Consider the following 18182-nt stretch of genomic DNA (forward strand, 5'->3'; position numbering starts at 1 on the left):
GGCTCCTCTCTTCACTTCAAAATAAAAAAATCGCTCACCGTACCTCGGTGAGCGAATAGAACGAAGATAGAAGAAGACACTAAGTCTTTTCTCAATCCTCGCTCTACCCTCTCACCTCCCGAAGAAGATAAAACGACATAAAAAAGGCAGGTCTCCTGACTTATGCTTCTTTTTACTTTAAGGCCTTCCCATGATGTTTAATCACAGTGGATCTCCTTATTTCATCAGCATTCACAGTTGCGGGGACAGCTTTGGATTTTCACCAAATTCCCTTTTAAGTCTTTTTATCAGACACCTTTTTCACTGGAAAACACAAAATATAGTATTTTATTATCAATTTCAAAACAACATATTGTGTTATGTTATAAACACATTATATAGGACAACTCAGAAAACTATCAACCTATTTTCAAAAATAATTTTGTTTTTTACGATAAAATCCTTCGACTTTTTTCATCAAACTATTCCATCATAACATGTTTTGACACGCTTGATGGAACAATGTGCTCTTTTTAAAAAATTTGTCTTATTTTTCTACTAAACATTGACAACCTCAATAAAAAAACCGTTTTTCATAAAAAACGGTTTTTACTTATTTGTATTCTTTTTCAAATGCTGTGATTGTTTTGATAAACTTTTTATCAATATCGTATCCTATCCCCGGTTTTTCCTTCACCTTTATTACTCCGGCTTCTACCTCTACTTCGGGCTTAATAATATCTTTTTCCCAATAGCGAGACGACGCAGAAATGTCACCTGGTATCGTGAAAGAAGGCAGTGTGGCAAGGGCAATGTTATGAGCTCGTGAAATCCCGGCTTCTAACATTCCTCCAACCCAAAGCCTTACACCGTGCTGGGCGCATAAATCATGAATTTGCTTTGCTACGGACAGTCCGCCAACTCGACCGATTTTCACATTGATAATCTTGCAGCTTTTTTGTTCGATTGCATGACGTGCATCTTCATAGCTCACAATACTTTCATCTAAGCAAATCGGCGTCTTCATTTGCTTTTGTAACAATCGATGATCAAGGATATCATCAGAACTTAACGGCTGTTCAATCATCATTAAATTCAATTCATCTAGTTTCTTCAATGAATCACTATCGCTTAACGTATAGGCTGAATTGGCATCAGCCATAAGAGGAATGCTTGGAAATTCATCTCGAATTTGTTTCAGTAGCTCATAGTCGGCACCCGGCTTAATTTTCACTTTAAAGCGCTTATAACCATCTTTCATGTACGTCTTTATTTGTTCTTTCATGATGGAAATATCATTTAAGCCAACTACCACGCCAGCTTCTACAGCAGGCCTTACTCCGCCAATTACTTCAGCTAACGGCTTATTTTGCCGCTTTGCATACAAATCCCATACAGCACAGTCCAAAGCTGCTTTAGCCATGTTGTTCCGCTTTAGAGGTTTGAATAACTTTTGAACATCCTCTGGTTTTTGAAGCTGCTGATGAAGAAGCGAAGGAATTAAAAAATCCTCTAACATATGAAAACATGTCTGAATCGTTTCTTCCGTATACCAAGGAGATGAAAAAGCAACGACTTCTCCCCACCCTGTAAATCCTTTTTCATCTTCTACTTCAAGCAAAATCAATTCTCGATCCTGCACTGTACCATAGCTTGTTGAAAAAGGAGAAAGAAGCTTCATGTCAATTTTATAAAGATGTACTTTTTTTATAATCATCGATTAGCTTCCTTTCTGTATGAACGATGATAGCTTCCGGCGTATGATTTTATTAGAAGCCGTTCGCGGCAGCTCCTCTACTCGAACGAAATACTTTGGAAGTTTGTACTTTGCTAAAAATTGTTGAATGTGTAAAGATAATTCTTCATCTGAAACGTTCTCGTTTACAACAATACATGCAGCTGGCACTTGTCCCCATTTTTCATCAGCTACTCCCGTTACACCGGCCTCTTTAACAGCGGGATGCTTCAACAAAACATTTTCAATTTCAGCTGGATATACATTTTCCCCACCTGAAATAATAAGGTCCGAACGTCTGTCTAATACATATAGAAATCCTTCTTCATCCACTTTCCCAACATCTCCTGTATAGAACCAACCTTGTTGAATTGCTTTTTTAGTAGCCTCAGGTTTATTTAAATATCCTTTTGTAACATTTGGACCTTTAACGATGATCTCTCCTGCTTCCCGTGTTTCATTTCCATTCTCATCTACAATTTTCATCTCACACGGAAATAATGGTTTACCTGCTGAGCCAAGTTTTCGCAAACTGTCTTCAGGTGAAAGCGTAACGAACTGTGAAGATGTTTCTGTCATTCCATACGTTTGATAAACAGGAATTTCTTTATTCACACAAGCCTCTAAAATAGTAAGCGGTGCGGGTCCCCCTCCTAAAAGCATACAGCGAAATGTATTTGGATATTTACGTTCAGCTAATTCATCCAGCATATTCGACAGCATGGAAGTGACAACCGAAATAATTGTTACTCCTTTGTTTTCAATTGCTTCATTCACCGCTCTTGCTTCAAATCGTTCTTCTAAAATGATTTTCATTCCGTAAAAGACGCTTCGCATTAAAATGGATAAGCCGCTAATATGAAATAAAGGAACCGCTATAAGCCAGCAGTCTTTTTCATTTAATCCTAAATTAAGCGCTGAACCAACGGAACTCCACCAATGATTTCCATATGTCTGCAGCACTCCTTTTGGATTACCTGTTGTTCCAGACGTATACATAATGGTGAACGTCTCCTCGAGATTCCACGTTTTCTGAAAATACGTTTCTGTTTCTGGAGAACTTTTTAAAGAAGATGAAAGAAGCTGAGTAATGGAACTTTGGAACTCTCTCGTCAAAAATGCTTCATCCGTAACAAGCAACGACACGTTTGCATCTGTTAGCTGATAATTGATTTCGTCATTTGTCAAACGCGTATTGACGAGCAGTACCCGAGCGCCAATATAAGAAACCGCATGTAAAATCTCAATAAACTCCACGCTATTTTTCATGCATAAAGCAATGGTATCACCTTGCTTTACACCGTTAAACGAAAGCTGCTGCGCTACTTTTTGAACACGTTTATGAAGCTCTTGAAAAGTAAGCGACGTTTGCGGTGTTTCTACCGCCACTCGATTTGGCGTCAAATATGCTCTTTGCATAAGCCCATTAGGAATCGTTTGGCCACTCATAAATTTCTCTCCTTTTTATACTAATTAACTAAATCAAATTGAAAAAACAGCCTGATGATAATCACCAAGCTGTTTCAGCTGTTTAAGGGAAACGTGGGAACTGTTGGAAGTCTGGATTGCGTTTTTCCTTAAATGCATCGCGACCTTCTTTTGCCTCGTCCGTTGTGTAATAAAGAAGCGTTGCGTCACCCGCAAATTGCTGGATACCAGCTAAGCCGTCCGTATCAGCGTTAAATGCTGCTTTTAAGAAACGAAGAGCCGTTGGACTTTTTTCTAACATCTCTTCACACCATTGAATTGTTTCAGCTTCAAGCTGCTCTAGTGGAACGACCGTGTTTACTAATCCCATGTCTAGTGCTTCTTGAGCATTGTACTGACGGCATAAGAACCAGATCTCACGCGCTTTCTTATGACCTACGATGCGAGCTAAGTAACCAGAGCCATATCCTGCATCGAAGCTTCCAACTTTAGGTCCTGTTTGTCCAAAGACTGCGTTATCCGCTGCAATTGTTAAGTCACATACAACGTGAAGAACGTGGCCTCCACCAATTGCATAGCCTGATACCATCGCAACAACCGGCTTTGGAATTACGCGAATTAAACGCTGTAAATCCAGAACGTTTAGACGTGGAATTTCATCTTCTCCTACATAGCCGCCGTGGCCGCGAACTTTTTGGTCTCCGCCTGAGCAAAATGCTTTATCTCCAGCACCTGCTAATACAATTACTCCAATGCTTGCATCGTCACGAGCATAAGCAAATGCATCGATCAATTCCATTACTGTTTTTGGACGGAATGCATTGTGCACTTCCGGACGGTTAATCGTAATTTTAGCGATTCCGTTATATGTTTCGTATAAAATGTCTTCATACTGACGTGCTGATGTCCATTCAACTGTCATCTTTATTTCCTCCTAATTATGTAGTAGCTAAGAACTCACTTACTATTCTACCAAAAATCTCGGGTTGTTCCACGTGAATTGCATGGCCTGTCCCTAAAATAATTTTAGAAGTAGCATTTGGTATTAATGTTTGCATTTCTTTGGAAATTAAACAAAACTTTTGATCTACTTCTCCTGTAATAAGCAAAACCGGCATCAACAGATCGTCCAGCTTCTCCCAAAGGGACGGCTGGACTCCTGTTCCCATTCCTTTCAAACTGTTGGAAAGGCCGATTTCTGTATGCGAAAGTCTTTCTTTACGCACCGCTTCTTGAACATGGCTAGGCAATTGCTTTTGAGAACTAAAAAGAGGGATGTCCTCCCAAAAGTTCACAAATTCTTCAATTCCATTTTTCATAATGCGGCTCGCCAGCTGCTCATCTTTTTCTTTTCTTAGCTTTTGTTCTTCTCGCGTTTTTAAACCAGGCGATGCGCTTTCTAATACCAACTTTTTCACAAGGTGTGGATATCGCTGAGCAAATGAAAGAGCAAGCCTTCCTCCCATCGAATATCCAATTACATTCACCTGTGATAGAGATAGCTGTTGAAGCAGCTCATGCAGTGCTTCAACAACTGCTTCCATCGAATATGGTTTGATTTCTTTCCGAGCTGCTGATTGGCCATGACCAATAATATCAACTGCAATCACCTGATAGTCTTTAACAAATTTCTTCATAAAGGTACGCCAGGTTTGAGAAGAACCGGTAAAGCCGTGAAGAAGCAGCAGCGGCTCTCCTTTTCCCTCGATGTGCACATAGTAAGATACACCATTTAATTGATACATCATTGCCTATTCCTCACCGTTTGACAAATTTATTTCCTCGGAAACAAGTTTCCACAAACTGCGATGAGTCTCTACATTTTCTGTACGAGTTGTACGAATCTCTACAACATGTAACCCGCCTTTTGTGAAAGCATGGTTCATTGCATGTCGAAATTCTTCCCAGCTGCTTGCTGAAGAAAATGTGCCATCATACAGACGAGTGGCATGCTCAAAATTTAATCCAGTTGGCGTACCGAATAAAAATTCAAAGTGCTTTTCTTGTTTTGACTGCGGTAAAAATGAAAAAATTCCTCCGCCGTCATTGTTAACTAGCACAACGGTTAAATTTAAATTATGCATCTTAGCTGCCAGCAGACCATTTAAATCGTGATAAAACGATAGGTCACCAATAAATAAAACGGTGTGATCGTAAGCCGTGCTTACGCCTAGAGCAGACGAAACCACACCATCAATTCCATTTGCTCCTCGGTTTACAAAGAGTGGAATATCTTTTTCCGTATTTAAGAAGAAAGAATCAATATCTCGAACAGGCATTGAATTTCCAGCAAACAAAGCCGTGCCTTCAGGTACTACATCCACAATTTCTTGAACTACTTGTCCTTCGAACCATTCCTGGCCAGAAGTTAATGTTCTCAGAGCCTGTGCAGTTTGATGATTAATCTTTTTCCACAGACTAAGCCATGAAGTAGACTCCTCTTGATTCGCTGAAAGGCGCTTGATCAGTTCTTCACAAAATAATGTTTCATCGGCTTCAATCATCACTGTTGAACGTAAAGTAGGATCTCTCCAGCCTTTACCTTGGTCAACTACAAACATTTCTTTCGGCTCGTGTGCTTTTAAAAATTGCAATAGCGGTTTCGATACCGGCATCGCGCCAAAACGAATGACAACTTCCGGGTGAAAACGCTCATCAACCTTATCACTTTTTAAAAATGTATCATATGTCTCTATTACATTTTCTTTTGGATGCTTGCCGCTTCTTAATTGCGATAACGGATCTGCGAGCACCGGAAAGCTTAAAGATTCAGCTAAACGGCATACGCTGTTTACTGCTTTTAAAGACATTTGATCTCCGCATATAATAAGTCCTTTTGTTGTTCCCTCTAAGCGCTTCGCAATTTCTTCGAATCCTTTTTCAGATAGAGATGCTTCTCCATGGATAGCAGCCACATATGATTTACCGCGTTTTCCCTGACTCCATAAATCTTCAATAGACAAATCTGGTACAATCGGTTCACGTAAAGGTACGTTAATGTGTACAGGACCGCTCGGTATAGCTTGAGCTGTATGAACAGCCCTTGAAGCTACTGTTCGAATATAACGATTCATATCTGCACTTTCTTCTGGTAAAGCTGTATCTACAAACCACTTCGCATATTGACCGAAAAGATGATTCTGATTAATTGCCTGCGGGGCACCTATATCCCTTAACTCATGCGGCCGATCCGCTGTGATAACTACTAAAGGAATGCGTGAGTAGTGAGCTTCAATTACTGCAGGATAATAATTTGCTGCAGCTGTTCCAGATGTACATACAAGCGCCACTGGTTTTTTCTTTGCTTTTGCTATTCCTAGCGCAAAAAAGCCGGCGGAACGTTCATCAATATTTAAGTGCACATGAATATCAGGATGCTCAGCCATAAGCATCGCAATAGGCGTTGAACGTGACCCTGGACTGACCACTACTTCTTCAACATTTGCTTCTACTAATTCATCCACGAATGACGCAATATACGTTGTTAACGATTTAATGTGTTCCACGCATAATCCCTCCTAAAGCTGAAAGCATCGGGTTGAATTTAATTCTTGTTTCTTCATATTCACTTTCAGGCGTAGAATCTGCTACAATTCCACAGCCCGCAAATAAAACAGCTTCTTTTTGCTGAATAACAGCCGAGCGGATTCCTACTATAAATTCACCGTTTCCATTGATATCCATCCACCCTAAAGGAGCTGCATACCACCCTCGGTCAAAGGATTCTAGCTTTCGAATAATAGGCAAGGCCTCCTGTTGAGGATATCCTCCTAGCGCTGGTGTTGGATGGAGCTTTTGAATAAATGAAAATAGCGTCACATCTTCCTTTATACGCCCTTTCACAGGTGTATACAAATGTTGAATATGCTTTGTTTTATATAAACTTGGCTTACTCGGAATTTCTACTTCATAACAATAAGAATTCATCGCTTCTTTAATCATATGAACAACAACATCGTGCTCAATTAAGTTCTTAGGATCTTGAAGCAATTCCTCACCTAGTTCGTGATCTTCCTGCCTTGTCTTTCCTCTTGGAATCGAACCCGCTAAACATGTGGAAAACACATAATCTCCTTGTTTTTGTACTAGCCTTTCTGGGGAAGCGCCGATAAAATGCTGATGCTCTCCCTCTAAAATATATGTGTAGCTAGTTGGCTGTTCCTTTAACAGACGCTGAAGCACGTATTCAGTAGAAATATCTTCATTAAATTTTACTTTTAATTGACGAGCAAGAACCACTTTCTCTATGGCCTGTTGCTTAATTAAAGTAGTAGCTCTTTCAATATTTCCTTTAAATTTCTCTACCCCAATTTCCTCTTTTTCCAACAGCAAAGGTGAAATATGAGATTCCCCGTCGTACTCTTCACAAAGAACAAGTTTTTGGACCTCTTCGAAATAATTGATGTGCTTTTTAACAGAATCTTGTCCTTTAACCATCATATTAACGGTAAGGTATCCTTCTTTGTCTACCTGAGTATATAACACAGTTGGAATCATAAATTTTGAACTTGGGAAATCACTCCAATAGTTTTCTCGATACTGATTTGGGTCAAATGAAAATCCTCCAAATAAAAGAGGACCTGTCCCATCCGGGAAAATTTGGTTATTTTTATAAAAGTCTTCTTTTATAAAGCGCTTCCATTCATTTTCAATGTGGAAATAACGTTCTTTTGCCGCATTGGTGCAAATAGTATGCGCATATCCTAATCCAACAAATGTATAATAACTGTTGGGATCTTTCCAAAAAAAGCGTTCTTTATAAAACTGGTCATGTCCGTTCGCATAAAAAATAAGGGGGTCAATAGGTCTTACTTTTTTCACTAAACTGACCAATTTTGGCTGATTTTCATTTTTTGCACACTCAATCGCATCTTTAATGTATTCTTGTACTAACTGTTCGGTCGTTGCAATCACACTACGTCCCCCCGTTCATCTTTTTTCTTAAGTCTGTAACTAACTTATTATAAACTTTCAGTTCAAAAAAATCTAGCATCGCGATTCACGAGAAAAAAATTAATTTCGCTTATCTAAATTATGCCTTTTCATTAAATGAATCAAAAATCTTTATGATCTATTTAGTACTCCTTAGACCTCGAGAACGTTATTTTTATCATACCCTTTTCTATAACCTTTAACTTTCTTTAATTTTCCACTCCTTTTCTCTCTTAGCTTCATGAATACCCCAAATACTCCTAATATGAATCGTGTTTTTTTGAATTTTTAACACATACTACAAAAGCACAATAAATTTTTAAGGGGGAGCTTCATGACACTTTCAAAAGAAGAAATCAGTCAGTTAAAACAAAATTTACAGCAGCAGCAGGCTGATATTCAATCGCACTTTGACCAAAATGATCATTTTGGTCTAACTCGAAGCGACGCTCACGATGCTGTAGGAGAACTTTCAAGCTACGATAACCACCCTGGTGACACAGCCACGGAAACATATGAGCGTGAAAAAGACATTGCACTAAATGAACATGCAAAACAAGAGCTACATGAAATAGAAGAAGCACTTCAGGCAATCGCTCACAGCACGTATGGAACATGCAAAGCATGTGGAGCAGATATCTCGTTTGAACGACTTCAGGCTGTACCAACTACTTTATACTGTAGAGAACATAGCCCATCACAGGATATTCCAAAGCACAGACCTGTAGAAGAAAATGTTCTCCATCACCCATTTGGCCAATACGACTATGACGATACCGAAACGACAGGATATGACGCAGAAGATTCTTGGCAAGACGTTGCGCGTTACGGGACGTCTGAATCTCCTTCTGATTTTATAGAAGATACGGCTAACTATAGTGAAACCTATATTGAGGCAGATGAAGCTATCGGGTACGTTGAAGATTATGAAAACTTTGCTGCTACCGATTTATATGGACAGCCTCTTCCTATTTACCCTTCAAAAGAGCATGAGCGATATGAAAATGCACTGGATGAAGAAGGTACGATGACCATATTTGGAGATTTACCGGCCTATGAGAAAGATCCATACACTGAAAAGGAGTAGTTCTTCATACTACTCTTTTTTCTATTTTTAGTAGGAGCTATAGGAGATGACATCGAATGAATAGGAGATTAGAATTATAATGAGGTGAAAATGATGAATGCACATGAAATTGATTACAAATTGTATGGAGATGACATGCAGTTTGTTGAAATTGAATTAGATCCTTCAGAAAGTGTTATAGCAGAAGCTGGAGGAATGATGATGATGGAAGATGATATTGAGATGGAAACCATTTTTGGTGACGGTTCTTCCTCCAACAGCAGCGGGCTTTTTAATAAACTAAAAGGAGCTGGGAAACGCGTATTAACTGGTGAAAGTTTATTTATGACGGTATATACAAATAACGGCTATCACAAACGAAAAGTATCTTTCGCTTCACCTTTTCCAGGCAAGATTATTCCTGTCGATTTAGAACAGCTCGATCATAAAATCATTTGTCAAAAGAGCTCCTTTTTATGCGCTGCCAAAGGCGTATCCGTTGGCATTGATTTTCAAAAAAAACTAGGAACGGGCTTCTTTGGCGGTGAAGGTTTTATTATGCAAAAATTAGAAGGTAATGGCCTCGCATTTTTGCATGCAGGCGGGACCATTCATAAAAGACAGCTGCAGCCGGGTGAACGCCTTCGCGTGGATACTGGATGTTTAGTGGCCATGACCCGTGATGTAAACTACAACATCGAATATGTAGGGAAAATTAAAACAGCTCTGTTTGGAGGAGAAGGCATGTTTTTTGCTACTCTGTCAGGACCAGGAACAGTTTGGATTCAATCTCTTCCTTTTAGCCGACTAGCCGATCGCGTTTTATCAAGTGCAGTTTCGCCAACGGGAGGTAAAGGTGAAGGCAGTATCCTTGGTTCTTTAGGTGATTTCTTAAACGGTGACAACAGATAAAATAAAAAAGGTGTAGTCTTTGACTACACCTTTTCTATTTATTGATTTAATAAATTTTTAGTGGAGTGAATTCCCCAAATATCAGATGCATATTCCTCAATCGTTCGATCACTAGAAAAAAAGCCGGAATGTGCAATGTTCGTCGCACTCATTTGAAGCCATTTATTTTCATTTCTATAAGCTTCGTTTACTTTTTGCTGTGCCGTAACGTATGAGTCAAAGTCACGGAGTACATAGTATTCATCATTTTGCATTAATAATGAATCATATATAGGCTCGAATAAGTCATATGTGTCTGGTAGGAAGCCGTTTGTAAGCTGCTCGAGCACTTGTCGAATCCGCTTATCATGATGGTAATAATCATAGGCACGGTATCCCCCATTTTGCTGATAGCTCAACACTTCTTCGGCTTTTAATCCAAAAATAAAGACATTATCTTTTCCTACTGCCTCGCTAATTTCGACGTTCGCTCCGTCCAGCGTGCCAAGAGTTAACGCTCCGTTCATCATGAATTTCATATTTCCCGTTCCCGAAGCTTCCTTGCTGGCGGTTGAAATCTGCTCACTGACATCCGCTGCAGGAAAGATATACTCAGCAAGTGACACCCGGTAGTTTTCTAAAAAAACGACTTTTAAAAACGGTGATGTTTGTGGATCATGATTGACAACATCAGCTACAGAATTAATTAGCTTGATGACTTTTTTTGCATAATAATAACCGGGAGAAGCTTTCGCACCAAAAATAAATGTACGAGGAACGATTTGAAAATTAGGGTCTTCTTTTAATCGATTGTACAAATACATAATGTGCAGCACATTTAAAAGCTGTCTTTTATAAGCATGAAGCCTTTTAACCTGTACATCAAAAATAGAATGTGAATCTATTTTAATTCCCGTTTGCTCTTGAACAATATCCGCAAGCAGCTTTTTACGCTGTTGTTTTACTGTTTTTAGTCCTTGTAAAAAGCTTGGATCTTCCACATACTCTTGGAGCTTTATAAGAGAATGCGGCTGTTTAATCCATTTATCTCCTATCACCTCGGTAATAAGAGAGGAAAGCTGCGGGTTAGCTTTTAACAACCAGCGCCGGTGGGTAATCCCATTCGTTTTATTGTTAAATTTAGCAGGATAAAACTGATAAAAATCTTTCATTTCTCGTTCTTTTAAAATATCAGTATGAATCTTTGCAACGCCGTTTACTTTATAACTTCCCACAATTGCTAAATGAGCCATCTTTACTAACCCGTGCGCTAAAATAGCCATATTTTCAATCCGCTGCCAGTCTCCTGGATATACTTCCCATAATTCTTTACAAAAGCGTTCATTAATTTCTTCAATAATCATATAAACGCGTGGAAGCAAGGGCTGAAATAAGTCAATCGGCCATTTCTCAAGGGCTTCAGAAAGAGTCGTATGATTTGTGTATGATATAGTATTGGACGTAATATGCCATGCATCTTCCCATTCCATTTTTTCTTCATCCAGTAAAATTCTCATTAGCTCAGGAATCGCAAGTACAGGATGCGTATCGTTAATATGAATGGCTACTTTTTCGTGAAAGTTTGTAAGTGTTTGATAGGTATTTCGATGTGCTCTGATAATACTTTGTAAGCTAGCTGACACAAGAAAATATTGCTGTTTCAATCTTAATATTTTACCATCTTCATGTGTATCATCCGGATATAAAAATTCTGATACAGCCTCTGTTTGACGCTTATACTCCATCACATCTTTATGTACTGGAAATGATGAAGGCTCCGCATTCCAAAGGCGAAGTGTATTCACTGTATCTGTTTTATACCCGATAACCGGGATGTCATAAGGAACAGCAGAGACCGGTTCTCCTTTTACATGACGAAAAGAAAATTTCCCGTCTTCCTGTACCATTTCAACTTCGCCCCAAAAATTCACTTCGATAGCTTGATCTAATTTGCGTACCTCCCATGAATTCCCATGCCTTAACCACTGTTCTGGGAGCTCAATTTGAAAGCCGTTTACAATCTTTTGATCAAACAAACCGTGTTTATAGCGAATCCCATAACCATGGCCAGGAAGATTAAGTGAAGCAAGAGAATCTAAAAAACAAGCAGCCAGCCTGCCTAATCCGCCGTTTCCTAATCCTGCGTCTACTTCTATTTCCTCAATATTTTCAAGTGAAATATTCAGATCACTTAATCCTTCTTTTACAACTTCCCGAATTCCTAAGTTCAACAGATTTTGACCCAATAGTCTGCCTAATAAAAATTCGATAGAAAGATAATACACTTGCTTTGTATGTGAAGACCTATGAATTTCATTGGTTGAAATCCAATCGCTGCTAATATACTCTCGCACCATATTTCCTAATGTATGATAGTGATCTTGAACAGTAGATTCTTTAAAGCTCTTTCCATATGTCATTTCCAGCTTTTTTAAAAAAGCCTCTTGAAAGCTTTTTTTATCAGAGAACAATCTGCTCACCCTTTCACGATGGAGTAGATGTCAAATTTGAATACAATTGATTATATTTAAATGCCGATTGCCCCCAGCTATAATCCTGACTCATAGCATCCATCATTAATTTTTTCCATACATCTTTCTGGTGATAAAATGAAACAGCTCTTTCTAACGTATGAAGCATGTCATGAGCATTATAATTCTTAAAAGAGAAGCCATTTCCCTCTCCGCTATATTCATTATAAGCTTTGACCGTATCATTCAGGCCGCCCGTTTCACGCACGACTGGAATGGTTCCATATTTTAAAGCTATTAATTGTCCGAGTCCGCAAGGCTCAAAACGGGAAGGCATTAAAAATAAATCCGTACCGGCGTAAACTTTATGAGCAAGTTCCTCATTAAAACCAATAATGGCTTTCACTTGTTGCGGGTACGTATCTTCCATCTCACGGAAAAACTGCTCAAACTCGTGTTCGCCAGTTCCTAAAATAACAATTTGGGCTCCTAAGTTAACCGTCTCATGGAAAACGTGCTTAACTAAATCTAATCCCTTTTGCTGAGTTAACCTTGTAACCATCGAAATAATTGGAACATCCTTATTTTCTTCTAATTCAAGATAGCGCTGGAGCTCTTTTTTATTTTTATATTTTCCTTCAATCTCTTCTACCGAATAAGGATAAGATATAAGCTGATCTGCGTCTGGGCTATAAGCTTCTTCATCGATTCCATTTACAATCCCAATTAAATCTTGATTTCGCTGACGCAATAATCCATCTAAACTTTCTCCGTAATATGGCATTTGAATTTCATCTCGATATGTAGGACTTACCGTGGTAATTTTATCAGCTGATACAAGAGCCGCTTTCATAAAATTAATATTCCCATAAAACTCGAGCTGGCTTGTAGTAAAATAATAATCATTTAAATTTAATAACTCATATAAATTGCTCTTAGGGAAAATTCCTTGGAATTGCAAGTTATGAATCGTAAAGACCGTTTGAATATGATCGTACATATCATAATTAGCACGAAGTAAAAATGGAATCATAGCCGTATGCCAGTCATGACAATGAATAATATCAGGCTCATTCTCTAAAAATGGGATAGCTTCAAGCACGGCTCTGCTGAAAAAAGCGAATCGTTCAGCATCATCGTAGTGCCCATATAAGCTATCTCTTTTAAAATAATATTCATTATCAATGAAAATATATTTAACGCCATCCATTGTTAACGATTCAATTCCGCAGTATTGTCTTCTCCATCCAACCTGCACATGAATCACTTTTTCAAGCACCATTTCGTCTTGATAATGTTGAGGAATTGTTCCATACTTTGGCATGACTACACATACGTTCGTTCCTAACTTTTTTAATTCTTTAGGCAGAGCACCAGCTACGTCTGCCAACCCTCCTGTTTTAATAAAAGGGACACATTCTGATACAGCAAATAATACATTCACGACTTCATCAACGCTCCTTGAGTTGTTCCTTTAGCAATGACTCTAGGTAGTTCAGACTCACCTAGCAACGTTTCATTACTTCCTATTTTCACATCTTTGTCTAAAACAACATTTTCTAATACACTATTTTCTAAAATAACGCCTTTTTGCATCACAATGCTATTCTTAACGACCGTACCTTTTCCAATTTTAACGCCTCGGAAGATAATACTATTTTCCACATGTCCTTCAATCACACACCCGTTTGCGATCATTGAGTTTTTCACAACCGCTTTCTTTGCGTAACGAGTAGGCGGTTCATCTTTTACTTTAGTGAAAACAGGACGTTCGTTGATGAATAGCTGCTTCCAAACATCTGGAGATAAAATTTCCATACTTGTTTTATAGTAGGCATCTAAGCTAGAAATCTCAGCCGTATATCCATGGTGCTCATACTTTTCTACACGATGAGATTGTGCCATATATCGAACCATTTCTTTAATCGTATAAAAATCATGCGATTCATTTTGCAAAATATTAACTAGAATAGATTTATTAATAATATACATATTAAGCGATTTATCGCCCTGCGTCATTTCAGTAATATCTGCATTTGAAGCAATATGACGCTGCAGTGCGTGCTCAAAGTCAACTGTACATACCGTATAACTATTAGCAATTAATACGTATTCCTGCTTACTTCTTAAAAAATAATCAATATGATAACGGAACTGCGTGAATAGTGATGGACTTTCTAAGTGTAAATCACTTGTCATAGGAGGGAAGATAAACAATCCATCTCGCTTCCGGTCCAAATCCCATTCTTTTCCTGAACCTATATGATCCATCAATGCGCGATAGCGATCACGAGGAAAAATGGCAACGCTCGAAATTCCAGAGTTCACCATATTAGAAAGCGTAAAATCGATTAATCGATAGCGCCCTGCAAAAGGAATGGCAGCAATCGATCTATAAAAAGTTAAAGGCTGCAGCGCTGTTGTGTTTGTACAAGCATCAATAATACCAAGCATTTGATTATTCAATGTCGTTCATCCTCTCTGTTCGTTAAATGCATTTAGCAACTGATTCAATCAATTCTTGAGTAACAAGAATTACTTCTTCGCTTCCTTTGGTCGGTCGAATAATAGTACCGTCTGGAACTTCAATATCCGATGGAACAATTGCGTTTTCAATATATACGTTAGAGCCTATCTTTGCAGTAGGCATGACAACCGTTTTCTTAACCTCAGAACCTGAGCCGATTTGTACACCTGGAAATAACACGGACTGCTCTACGTTTCCTTCGACAACGCACCCTTCATTTACTAATGACTCCACCACGCAGGCGTTTGGCGCGATATATTGAGGAGGCTGATTAGGGTTAACAGAGTATACTTTCCATGAAGAGTCAAATAAATTAAGCTCGTCTTTATCACATAACAAATCCATATTCGCTTCCCACAAGCTTTTTACAGTTCCTACATCTTTCCAATAACCTTGGAATGGGTATGCAATTAGCTTTTTCTTTTCATCTAGTAAAAGTGGAATAACATCTTTACCAAAATCATGGCTTGAGTATGGATTTCGTGCATCCATTTCTAAATATTCTTTTAAAATACTCCATTTAAAAATATAAATTCCCATAGAAGCTAGATTATTTTTAGGACGCTGTGGCTTTTCATCGAACTCCATTACGTCTAGGTCACTATTTGTATTTAAAATACCAAAACGGCTCGCTTCTTCCCAAGGTACTTCAATAACAGAAATCGTTACGTCTGCTTCTTTGTTTATATGATAATCAAGCATATTTTCATAGTTCATTTTATAAATGTGATCACCTGATAGAATCAGTACGTACTCAGGATCATATTGTGTCAAATAATTTAAATTTTCATAAATAGCACTAGCTGTACCTTTATACCACTTTACTCCATCTGACTCCGCGTATGGAGGCAATACTGTGACACCACCATTCCGTCGATCCAAATCCCAAGCGCTTCCAATTCCAATGTATGAATTGAGAACTAGCGGTTGATATTGTGTTAATACACCTACTGTTTCAATACCTGAATTTGTACAATTACTTAAAGCAAAATCAATAATTCGATACTTACCACCAAATGGTACAGCTGGCTTTGCTAGATTTTTTGTAAGCGAACTTAGCCGACTACCTTTTCCTCCTGCCAATAACATCGCTACGCATTTCTTTTTTAACATGTTGTTTTCTCTCCCCTCGTTTTCTCTTTGCTCGTAGTATACTAATGCCAAACGGCGGAATATTCATTTCAATGCAAAAAGGTTGGCCGTGAAACGATTCATCCACTGATTTTAATGCCTTTTTATTTACAATGCCTGAACCGCCGTACACTTCGTCATCACTGTTAATAACTTCAATGTACTCTGTCTCAACTGGAACTCCAACTTTGTAAGAATGATATGGATGCTCAGAAAAATTGCTAACAACTATAAAAATCTCCTGATTTTCTTTCGACTTGCGAATAAAGGAGAAAATTTGTTGATGATGATTGTTAACATCAATCCATTCAAATCCATCTGGATTATGGTCTAATTCGTATAAAGGCTTGCTTCTTTTATAAATCTTGATGAGATCCTTCATATATCCGTTAAGATTGCGATGCATGTCAAAGTCATAAAGCATCCAGTCTAACTCTTCTAAATCTTTCCACTCATCAAATTGGCCAAACTCTCCGCCCATAAATAAAAGCTTTTTTCCAGGGTGTGCAAAGAAATATCCATATAGCAGTCGAAGCTGTGCAAACTTGCGCCAGTAATCACCTGGCATCTTATTAAGCAATGATTTTTTCCCATGTACGACTTCATCATGAGAAAGCGGCAAAATAAAGTTTTCGTTAAACGCATACATTAGTGAAAAGGTCATTTTATCGTGAAGATAGGGACGTCTTTCCACGCCAGCTTCCATGTACGTTAAAACGTCATTCATCCATCCCATGTTCCACTTATAATTAAAGCCTAAACCGCCCTCATACGTAGGTGCTGTAACAAGGGGCCAATCCGTTGAATCTTCTGCCATCATTAATATCGTTTCATCAGATTTAAAAACAGCTTCATTCAATTTTTTTAAGAAGCTGACAGCTCCATCATTTACTGCTTTTCCAGAAGAATTTTGCCAATAAAGCATATTAGCTACAGCATCTACTCGAAATCCATCTATGTGGAAGTACTCCAACCAAAACAAAGCGTTCGAAATGAGAAAACTTTGTACTTCAGGCTTGCCTAAATCGAAATTAACTGTTCCCCAAACATAGTTTTCACGGTCGGGTTCTTTTTTGTATTCATAAGTAGGTTCTCCATCAAACATATACAGACCATGTTCATCCTTACAAAAATGCCCGGGTACCCAGTCTAAAAGAACGCCTATATTATTTTGATGACACTCATCTATAAAGTTCATCAACTCTTTAGGTGTACCATATCGACTGGTAGCAGAATAGTATCCAGTTCCTTGATATCCCCAGGATCGGTCGAGCGGATGCTCAATGACTGGTAATAACTCAATATGTGTAAAACCTTGTTCAGCAATATAAGGAATAAGCTCCTGTGCTAATTCACTGTATGTATAAAGGCTGCCATCTTCATGAGTCCTCCAAGACCCTGCATGCAGCTCGTAAATACACAGTGGTCTTTCATATATATTTTGCTGTTTTTTCTTTCTACGCCAATATTGGTCGTTCCATTTGTACCCATCCAATGAGTAAACAATAGAAGCAGTGTTTGGACGCACTTCACTGAAGAAAGCGTATGGATCTGCTTTTAATTTTTTTTGATTGCTTTGTGTGATGATTTCATATTTATAAATAGTCCCTTGTTCTAATTCAGGGATAAATGTCATCCAAATACCTTCTTCATTAACTTTAACCATTGAATGTTGAAAACCGTTCCATTTATTAAAATCACCTACAACGCTTACACCCTTTGCATGAGGTGCCCACACGCAAAATCGTACGCCTTCAATTCCTTCTACCGTTACCTGATGCGCACCGAAAATAGAGTAACTGCGAAATAAGTTTCCTTCGTGATACAAATGAACATCAAATTCAGTAGGCTGAACCGCTAGATTCACTTTTGCCACCCCTTTAACTTCAAACATGATATACGCACATAATATACGCTTCTTACCACTCATTCCCTTTTATAGTAAAAACATAAACCTTTTCTGCAAATATAATAGAATAAATGTTCTTTAAAATTACTCTTTATTCCATGCTCTTCATACTT

The 18182-nt window shown here is 38.3% G+C and carries 13 protein-coding genes and 1 riboswitch; of the genes, 2 read left to right on the forward strand and 11 right to left on the reverse strand.

The annotated features are described in order from the left end of the window. Positions 1-128: 128 nt before the first annotated feature. Positions 129-314, reverse strand: a riboswitch (cobalamin riboswitch). 278 nt (positions 315-592) lie between these two features. The 6 genes from menC to U9R83_RS24400 form a co-directional block, all read right to left on the reverse strand. Continuing rightward, on the reverse strand, positions 593-1696 hold the full coding sequence (gene menC, locus U9R83_RS24375; RefSeq protein WP_014457945.1) for an o-succinylbenzoate synthase: 1104 nt from the start codon (positions 1694-1696) through the stop codon (positions 593-595). 3 nt (positions 1697-1699) lie between these two features. Further along, complete coding sequence (locus U9R83_RS24380) at positions 1700-3163, reverse strand: o-succinylbenzoate--CoA ligase (RefSeq protein WP_014457944.1); 1464 nt, start codon at positions 3161-3163, stop codon at positions 1700-1702. An 82-nt stretch (positions 3164-3245) separates the two neighbouring features. Further along, positions 3246-4064 (reverse strand): 1,4-dihydroxy-2-naphthoyl-CoA synthase, encoded by an 819-nt coding sequence (gene menB / locus U9R83_RS24385; protein WP_013059564.1) that lies wholly within the window; start codon positions 4062-4064, stop codon positions 3246-3248. Between the two features lie 16 nt (positions 4065-4080). Continuing rightward, complete coding sequence (gene menH, locus U9R83_RS24390; RefSeq protein WP_226554852.1) at positions 4081-4890, reverse strand: 2-succinyl-6-hydroxy-2,4-cyclohexadiene-1-carboxylate synthase; 810 nt, start codon at positions 4888-4890, stop codon at positions 4081-4083. A 3-nt stretch (positions 4891-4893) separates the two neighbouring features. Beyond that, on the reverse strand, positions 4894-6648 hold the full coding sequence (gene menD, locus U9R83_RS24395; protein WP_014457942.1) for a 2-succinyl-5-enolpyruvyl-6-hydroxy-3-cyclohexene-1-carboxylic-acid synthase: 1755 nt from the start codon (positions 6646-6648) through the stop codon (positions 4894-4896). After that, positions 6635-8056: an isochorismate synthase gene (locus U9R83_RS24400; RefSeq protein WP_098333432.1), complete on the reverse strand. Its 1422-nt coding sequence runs from the start codon at positions 8054-8056 to the stop codon at positions 6635-6637. Before U9R83_RS24400 ends, menD begins: the two co-directional genes overlap by 14 nt. 352 nt (positions 8057-8408) lie before the next feature. Here U9R83_RS24400 and U9R83_RS24405 point away from each other — a divergent pair, with 352 nt between their 5' ends. Beyond that, entirely contained in the window at positions 8409-9161 is a 753-nt protein-coding gene (locus U9R83_RS24405) for a TraR/DksA C4-type zinc finger protein (RefSeq protein ID WP_014457940.1), read from the forward strand. Positions 9162-9254: 93 nt separating this feature from the next. Next, the gene (locus tag U9R83_RS24410; protein WP_013059569.1) at positions 9255-10052 is read left to right on the forward strand and encodes a TIGR00266 family protein; all 798 of its coding nucleotides are present in this window, start codon (positions 9255-9257) and stop codon (positions 10050-10052) included. Positions 10053-10090: 38 nt separating this feature from the next. Here U9R83_RS24410 and U9R83_RS24415 read toward each other — a convergent pair whose 3' ends face one another. The 5 genes from U9R83_RS24415 to glgB are packed head-to-tail and all read right to left on the reverse strand — an operon-like array spanning position 10091 to position 18054. Further along, entirely contained in the window at positions 10091-12502 is a 2412-nt protein-coding gene (locus U9R83_RS24415; protein WP_042991844.1) for a glycogen/starch/alpha-glucan phosphorylase, read from the reverse strand. Between the two features lie 13 nt (positions 12503-12515). Beyond that, a complete protein-coding gene (gene glgA / locus U9R83_RS24420; RefSeq protein WP_033579578.1) occupies positions 12516-13946 on the reverse strand; it encodes a glycogen synthase GlgA in 1431 nt (476 codons plus the stop codon). Beyond that, positions 13943-14968 carry a glucose-1-phosphate adenylyltransferase family protein gene (locus U9R83_RS24425; protein WP_115655015.1) on the reverse strand — a complete coding sequence of 342 codons (1026 nt, stop codon included), beginning with the start codon at positions 14966-14968 and terminating at the stop codon, positions 13943-13945. The genes glgA and U9R83_RS24425 overlap by 4 nt, the downstream gene beginning before the upstream one ends. A 22-nt stretch (positions 14969-14990) precedes the next feature. Next, a complete protein-coding gene (locus U9R83_RS24430; RefSeq protein WP_016765788.1) occupies positions 14991-16142 on the reverse strand; it encodes a glucose-1-phosphate adenylyltransferase in 1152 nt (383 codons plus the stop codon). Further along, positions 16093-18054 (reverse strand): 1,4-alpha-glucan branching protein GlgB, encoded by a 1962-nt coding sequence (gene glgB, locus U9R83_RS24435; RefSeq protein ID WP_328575445.1) that lies wholly within the window; start codon positions 18052-18054, stop codon positions 16093-16095. The genes U9R83_RS24430 and glgB overlap by 50 nt, the downstream gene beginning before the upstream one ends. Between the last annotated feature and the right edge of the window lie 128 nt (positions 18055-18182).

Source organism: Priestia sp. LL-8 (assembly GCF_036227845.1).
In the GTDB taxonomy this organism is placed as follows: Bacteria; Bacillota; Bacilli; order Bacillales; family Bacillaceae_H; genus Priestia; species Priestia zanthoxyli.